Origin of the sequence: Buttiauxella gaviniae ATCC 51604 (assembly GCF_001654835.1) — a bacterium.
GTDB lineage: Bacteria > Pseudomonadota > Gammaproteobacteria > Enterobacterales > Enterobacteriaceae > Buttiauxella > Buttiauxella gaviniae.
The window spans coordinates 1-206 of record NZ_LXEP01000132.1 but is presented as its reverse complement, the minus strand read 5'-3'; the positions used below and the strand labels follow the sequence as shown (position 1 = coordinate 206).

Genomic DNA, 206 nt, shown 5'->3' with positions numbered 1-206 from the left:
TTTGACGCCCGCGCAGGTGCCACTGACGGAGCTGACACCAGCGCAAGTCCCGTTGACGGACCTGACTCCGGCTCACGTTCCATTGACTGATTTGACGCCAGCGCAGGTGCCACTGACGGAGCTGACACCAGCGCAAGTCCCGTTGACGGATTTGACTCCGGCTCACGTTCCATTGACTGATTTGACACCCGCACAGGTACCACTGA

General features: G+C 59.7%; 1 protein-coding gene. It reads left to right on the top strand.

Annotated elements, in window-relative coordinates:
- Window positions 1-206: hypothetical protein (locus tag M977_RS25665; protein WP_209438633.1), on the top strand; the 206-nt coding region annotated here is incomplete at both ends.